The sequence below is a fragment of the Primorskyibacter sedentarius genome (assembly GCF_004342065.1).
Taxonomy (GTDB): domain Bacteria; phylum Pseudomonadota; class Alphaproteobacteria; order Rhodobacterales; family Rhodobacteraceae; genus Primorskyibacter; species Primorskyibacter sedentarius.
Window position 1 is genome coordinate 1 of sequence record NZ_SLZU01000051.1, and the last position, 7,083, is coordinate 7,083.

The 7,083-nt window shown below is 58.0% G+C and carries 2 protein-coding genes and 1 pseudogene; all 3 read right to left on the bottom strand.

Features of this window, described 5'->3' with window-relative positions:
• Nucleotides 1-144: 144 nt before the first annotated feature.
• Nucleotides 145-384: pseudogene (locus EDD52_RS23090) on the bottom strand (DDE-type integrase/transposase/recombinase); the annotation flags it as partial.
• A gap of 19 nt (nucleotides 385-403) precedes the next feature.
• Nucleotides 404-3,943, bottom strand: a complete 3,540-nt coding sequence (locus tag EDD52_RS23095) for a TonB-dependent receptor (protein ID WP_132248970.1) — start codon at nucleotides 3,941-3,943, stop codon at nucleotides 404-406.
• A gap of 11 nt (nucleotides 3,944-3,954) precedes the next feature.
• The coding region (locus EDD52_RS23100) for a DUF7507 domain-containing protein (protein ID WP_132248971.1) at nucleotides 3,955-7,083 on the bottom strand (3,129 nt) is incomplete at its 5' end.

The following is a 7,083-nucleotide window of genomic DNA, read 5'->3' on the forward strand; positions in this document are numbered from 1 at the left end:
CGGAACTCGGCCGTGTAGCTCGGGGTATGTTTCTTGTTTGTCATGAGGCTCACCTTTTGAGAGTTTTACTCTCCGGTAAACCCGGGGCGGTTCACATTGCCAACTTCACGGCACTGATTTGTGACGGTCCCCGGGGAGGTTTTCTCAGGCGGGCTTTTCAGACGCATACCGGCGCCACAGATCGAAGGCATCTGACCTTGCATGGCGGGATGGCACGGCCGAGAGGCGGTAGCGGCGGGGTCTGAACATCGTGTTGATTTGATCGTGAGCCGCGGGGAACCTTTGGGTCTGTCGGATCGATTTAAACCGGCCCGTGACCTTCTCCCGTTTGCGGGTCGGCCGATGCGAATCCTCGATGCGATTGTTGAGCTTTTTGTGGGTCCGATCGCTGCGACAAGGTCCTTTAGAAGCTGGCGACGACGTTCAGGAAAAGGCCCTCGTCGTCGCGGGTCAGGTCGGTCAGATCGTCCGAGAACGATCCAAAGTTATACCCCACACCCACCTGAACGTTCTTGTTTACGTGCTTGTAAGCCGCAGCCAGAACGCCAAGTTCAGAGGAGTCAGACTGAACCGTTGCCAGTTTGCGCATTTCAAGCAACACATCCCATTCATGCGGCAGGTGATAGCGCGCATTAGCGATGGCGAGCCACGCGTCGTTCGACACAAAAGGATCCGTTTCGGTTGCCGACGTTTCGGAAAGGCGGTAGCCCAATTTCCCGCCCAGCGTCCAACTGGGGTTCAGATCGTAGCTGGCATCGACGGACAGGACGTGGCTGCGCTGGCGGATTCCGTCTTCGTCGTCATCGTCGACACGTTGACCATAGAGGTCTTCAAGATAGCGGTACCGTGCCAGAACGTTCAGCTTGTCATTGTCGATCGGGCGAAATGCGTAGCCAAGAGTCAACTCGGTGAAGGTGCCATCCAGCACATCGCTTTCGTCGGTCTTAGTCTTGGCGTGCTCGAACGAAAAGACCAGACGCTGACGTTCATCGATCTTGTAACTTGAATCCAACGTCAGGAACAGCGTGTCTGTATCCAAAGGGTTTCCAGAGTTGATCCCCTCGTCCCGGCGCATCTCGACACGGCCTGCGACGGTCAGATCTTCGTTGGCATAGCGCGTGCCCAACGAGATTGCGCGGCGTTCAAAATCGCTGTCAAAATCATCTTTGACCTGGCCAACTTCGATAGCAACCGTACTGGACCAGGCATCAACCGGTTCAAACGTCAGCCCGTAGGATTGCGTCAAAGAGCGATAGTCGCCAAAGACGTCATAGGTTCCTTCGCCGAATACTGTTACCTGTTCGTTGACAACGCGCCGACCACCTGAAACCACCTGCCCTCGGTCCTGTCCGGAAAGCGTACGACCTGCGACTTCGCGTCCGGGTTCCAGTTCGTAGCCGAGATAGAACGTGTTGCCCGCCTCGTCACTGTAGCTGGCCAAGAGCCGCCCGCCGACGCCCTTGTCACCATCCGACACCTCGCCTGTGGCGGTCCAGTTGTCGGAAAAACGGTAAGATCCGCCAAGGCCGATGCGATCATCCGCTTCAAGCCCGTCTCTGGTAATGGTGCTACGGCCGAACCCGTAGATTGTTGCCCGATCATTCAGCTCATAGTGCGCACGCGCCGAGATGGTCGTCCGGTTGCCGTTTTCGGTTTCACTGCCAGAAATGTCTTTTTTGTCTTCATACCCAAGACCCGCAGCCACCGTCAGGCGTTCCGTCACCGCAACTTTGGCGGCGATCGCTGCAGATTTGTCAAATTCACCAACTTCATTTTCATAACTGTCATATGCGAATGACAGATCCACCGCTTCGGAGGCTGCAATCTGGCCCGCGATGCCCCAGAAAGTTTCGTTTCCGGTCGTATCCGTGACCTGAGTGTCGAGCGACGAAAACCCTTCAGAGCGTTCTTCGAAATAGGCTGAAATGTTTCCGTCGCGCGCGATGCCAAGATCGGCAAGCTCGAACGACGCGTCAATTTTTGTAGCAGTGCCGCTGCCCCTCGCGCCGTCTATGCTGTCAAACACAAGACCGCCGTTGGACGAGAAATTCGATCCAAAGCCCGGTCCGTCGGACTTTGCCACCTCGGCCTTGACGTAGCTGTTTTCAGAAAGTCGGTACATCAGGTCAACGCCGACCAGAGACTGATCGTCAACGCCTGTTTGCTCGACCATGCCAGAGACACCAACGCGCCACTGATCGTTCAGCCATGCCTCGGCCCTTCCGCCGTAAGCGTATCCATCAACGTCGCTGATCGCCGGGGTATATTCGTATTGTGCGACCAGCACGACTTCGGCACTGTCGCCGCCGCCCAAACGCGTGCCAGACCCCGATTGCAGAGGCTCTGTCAGAGTCACAATGCCCTGAACGTAGTTGATCTGATAATCACGCCCCACAACGAGCGGGGTGGTTTCGATCACACGCCCTGTGTCCGGGTCGCGAAGCTGAATGAACAGGTTTTCGGTGCCGTTGGTCAGCTCTTGGCGGTCCAGAAAGTAGACAGAGCCGCCCGTTCCCAGGAAAACATCGCGTTGCGGCAACTGATCCGGCTTGGCGCCGTACGCCAGCAACGCCGCCTTGGGTTCGCCAAAGGATGTCTGGTCCGGGCTACCCCAATAGCCACTGAAGCCGTAAAGGTTACGGTCATTGCGAACCAGGTCGCTGCCACCCAATTCGGCGTCGAAATCGCCCCATTGCAGGTAGTTCCCGTCCCGCTCAACCCGCAGGAAGATCGCCCCCGACGTCGGCGTGCGGTCCTCTATCGTCGAATCGTCGCCATATGTCGGATACAGATCGTCCGGATCGATCTGGTCCAGAACGCTTTGTGGATCTTTCTTGTTCAACCGGTGGAACAGCTCGGACACTTCATCCTCGCCCGTATCGGCAGAGGCGGTGATGCGGAACCCTGTTGCGGTGCGGCCATCCGCAAAGAATGCAAGCCTGCCGCGGTCATAGGTGGATCGATCACCATCGTCGTTGCGGATTCCATATGTCAGGTCCGCAGTTCCGACATAGATCCACTGAGAGCTGGGGACTTCGACATCGCGCACAATAGCGGTGCTTTGCCCTGCCCCATTGACCTTCACATCAATCCCATAGTCGCCAGGCGGAAGAATACGCTGGATGACAAATCCGCCACTTCCATCGGTCGCGACCCGCTCTCCCATCGCAGTGACAGTCGCACCGGGCACGACACCACTGCCGGATATGGTGACTGCACCGCCATGGACCGGAATGCGGCGCCGGATGGTATTGTCCGACCCGTCCTCTACCCCGTCGGCGAGCGGGCGCTGATCCAAAGCGGCAAGACGCAGCGGCGCGGTTTCGTCGTAGCGCCCCTTCTCATCGTAGACGCGGTGAACCACATAAATGTCGCGCCCCTCAGGGACGGTGACATTGGCCTGCCCATTTGGCGTGATCGGGGCCGTCATAATGGTTTTCGGGCCACCCGGAGCAGCGCGATCAATGAAGCGAATTTCACCCCTAGAGACATAGGCCGGATAGTTCAGTGCGCTTTGCAACTGAATCCTGTCGCCGGGCCCATAGATCCGGGGCGTCCCTGAAATTTCCAGATCCAGTCGGGGATCATGGCCCAACCCGTCAAAGCTGACACGAATGTCAGCGTCTGCCAGCTTGATATCCGCCTGTCGCGCAATGCTCTCGACCGTGCGGTCACTAACCAGCGTTTGACCATTGATCGTCAAAGAGAACCCGGCGCCGCTGATCGAAGCGGGCAAAGAAACCGGTTCGGTATTCTCGCCGGTGGTAATTGTTGTCACTTCGCCCGCGCTAAGCGGTTCGCAACCCGCAGGCAAAGTCGCGTAAGGGGCGACACAGGGATCTGTCTGCGCCGCGGTGTTTGACGGCATCAGCCAAAGCCCGGACGAAGCTGCTATGGCAATTCCGCTTGTGCAGAGACGACGCACCACAGGGTCAAAACTCATCTTGAAATCTCCTACTGCACAGACTGGATTGTGCGCTCGATGAGCAGTTGATACCGGCCGCGCTTGGACCAGCGTTGTCTGATCAGGTTTTCCAGGGCATCCAAACGCGCCCTTGCCACTTTCTGACTTTCGCCTTGGCGGAAGTAGCTGAGACGCAGCACCGAAGGCTGATCGCGCAACTGTGCGACCAACTGATCAACGCCTGCCGCGAGTGCCGGGACCGGACGATTGGTTTTCGGGTCAAAGGCAACTGCAACGAGGTCGAGGTCAACAACGTTGGAAATCGCGGCACCGAAGTTGAACTTGGTCATGATACCGGGTGTCAGGCGCTGAACACGTGGGTTTTCAGTCGTCATGCGATACCCGGTCGGCAAGCTTGTCACATCCACCTTGAGCACGAAGTTGGAGCCGTTGGACTTTGGCAGCGCTGCACACGGTACGCTATAGCGGCCATGGGAGTCGGTCGTGATCACCAAGCCATCAACGGTCATGATGCGCACGCCAGCCAATCCTGGTTCGTTTCCACCTTCGTCCTGATACCCGTTCATGTTTCGGTCATCGAAAACCCGGCCGATAATATCGGAACAGTTGAACACGGCCTCGGGCTTCAGAGTGACCGTGGCTGTGGCCTCGTTTGATACGATCGCGCCCGTGGAATCGTAGGCAATCGCGCGGTTGACCATATCACCGGTCGTTGCTGACGCGTTCAGACGTCCAACAAGTGACAGGCGCACTGATCCGCCCGCAGGGACGGTCAGACCGCTGAACGTAATGCTCGCACCAGAAACCTTCACCGTCGCTAGCACACCGTCAACCTTGGCGGTCTCGGCAACATAGCTGATTCCCGCAGGCATCGTGTCGACAACGCTGATATCGGTAGCGTCACTTGTGCCGGAGTTCTTAACGGTGATCTCATATGGCACCGACCCGCCGACGATGACCGAAGACACGGCTGCGACCTTGGAGAGTGCCAGTTCCGGCACGTTGACCGGCTGGATGAAGGAATCCAAACCCGTCGTCTTGGCTCCGGCCGGGAAATCCAATCCGGAAATTGTCCGAATTGTCTCGCCAGTGTCAGGATCGTTGAAGTTGACGCTGTAGTTTGTGCCAACCGCGAAATCCGCCATCTCATAGAAGCCGACGGCATCGCTGCGTGTCTCGCGAACAAGACCGCCAGAACTGGTAAGCAGTTTGACCACGAAATTCGGCAACAGATCGTCAACGCCATCATCATAGATATCGTTCAGGTTATTGTCGCGGAACACCTTGCCGCTCAGATACGTGTCAGATCCAACCACTGGAATGGCAGTGACGGTGGGATCATTCGCAGGATCGCCGTCAACGTTCCCGTCACTGTCCGGGGTCTCGGTGCCTTCCGGATCGGAAATCGGGTCTGTTGACGCATCGGTGCCAGCGTCCGAGACATCCTCGGCAACCAGCGGGTTGCCTGTCCCGGGATCAATTTCCGGATTTCCAAAGCGGTCGATGCCGGTCCCTGTTACCGAAGCAGAGTTCTCTGCACGGCCCGCCACCCGGTCGGCTTCCGTAATCACGTAGTCGTAGGTGACCGTTGTCGTCTCACCCAGACCCAGCGTTGCGATCGTTGCAATCGCCCCACCCAGGGCAGCATCTTGCACGACGACATTCTGCAGCGTCAGTTCACCGGTGTTTGTCACCACGAAGCTGTAACGCAGAGTATCGTCTACACCGCCAAAGTTGCCGTCACTGAACGTGTCGATAATTTCTGACACCGACTTGATCAAACTCATCGAGACGGTCTGACCATAGTCGATTTCGATCGTGGCTTCGTTGGAAACGTTGCCGTCATTGTCGGCAACCGAATACGCAACCGGTGCCGGATCATCGTTAAAGCCGGCAAGCGGTGTAAAGGTCACCTCGCCAGTGGCAGCGTCCACTGCCCAGACACCCTCGCCCGGCACAGTCAAGGCCTTGCCGTCAGCGGATAGCACGGACCCAGCGGGCGCCCCCGTCCCTGTCAGCAACATCGACGACGGGTCCAAAGAACCATCAGGATCAGCGTCTATCCCGTTGCCGTTGTCGCCAAAAGGATCAACCGTTGCGACGCTGCCAGTCGCCAGGTCGACAATAAGGTCATCCTGGGCAACGGGCGGGATCGAGACGAACTGCAAGGTGATGATCGCCTCATTCGAGACGTTGCCGTCATTATCCGCGACCGTGTAGGCCACCGGTGCAGGATCGGCTGTAAAGCCATCCTCAGGCGAGAATATGACTTCACCTGTCGTTGTATCGACGGTCCAAACACCCTGACCCGGCACGGAGAGGCTCTTGCCATCAGCCGCAAGAACCGACCCGCTGGGCGCGCCAGTTCCAGTCAGGACCAGAGTGCTGGGCTCCAACCTGCCATCCACATCGGAGTCGACGCCGTTTCCGTTATCATCAAGCGGATTCAGAGTTGCAGGCACGCCGGTCTGAAGCCCCTCGACCAAGTCATCCTGAGCAACCGGTGGGGTCGCAGAAATGGTAATCGAAGCCACGGCCTGTGCACAATTGGTCGGATTAACAAGTTCGCAAATCTCATAGGTGATTTCGTAGCTACCCTGAGGGGTGCCAACCGGAACGTCCACCGTGCCATCTGCCGTATCCAAGAACGGCACTGGTGCTGTGCCGATCGACGTTGCCGGCGCAATTACACTGATGCTGACCTGAGCCATATCAGTCAGGGCCGCGCCGTTCAGCGTATCGTTTTCAAAGACTGACAGAACGTCGGTTATCCCCAGTTGTCCGTCGACGTTCTCCACAGAGTCATCCACCGCGTCGATCGCGGGCGCGGCCACCACAACCGTGGCCACTGCAAACTCGCAGATCGCCGGATCCAGCTCCGAGCAGATCTCGTAGGTCACGTCATAGCTGCCCGCCGCCGTGCCCGCAGGCACCGTCAGCGTGCCGTCATCGGCAAGGCTCACACCGGTCAGGCCGCCATCGGCCAGGACAGAGATCGTCGTGTCGCTGCCATCGGTCGCAATCGCATTGCCGTTCAGCAGGTCATTGTCCAGAACAGACCCGACCGTGCCGCCATCCGACCCGTTCACCGGGCTGGCCGTGTAATCATCCGCCACCGCATCGATCACCGGCGCCACGACAATACTGGCAACCGCAGG

Coding starts and splice junctions, on each gene's coding strand:
- EDD52_RS23095 (WP_132248970.1), bottom strand. CDS start 3,943: ATGAGTTTTGACCCTGTGGTGCGTCGTCTCTGCACAAGCGGAATTGCC.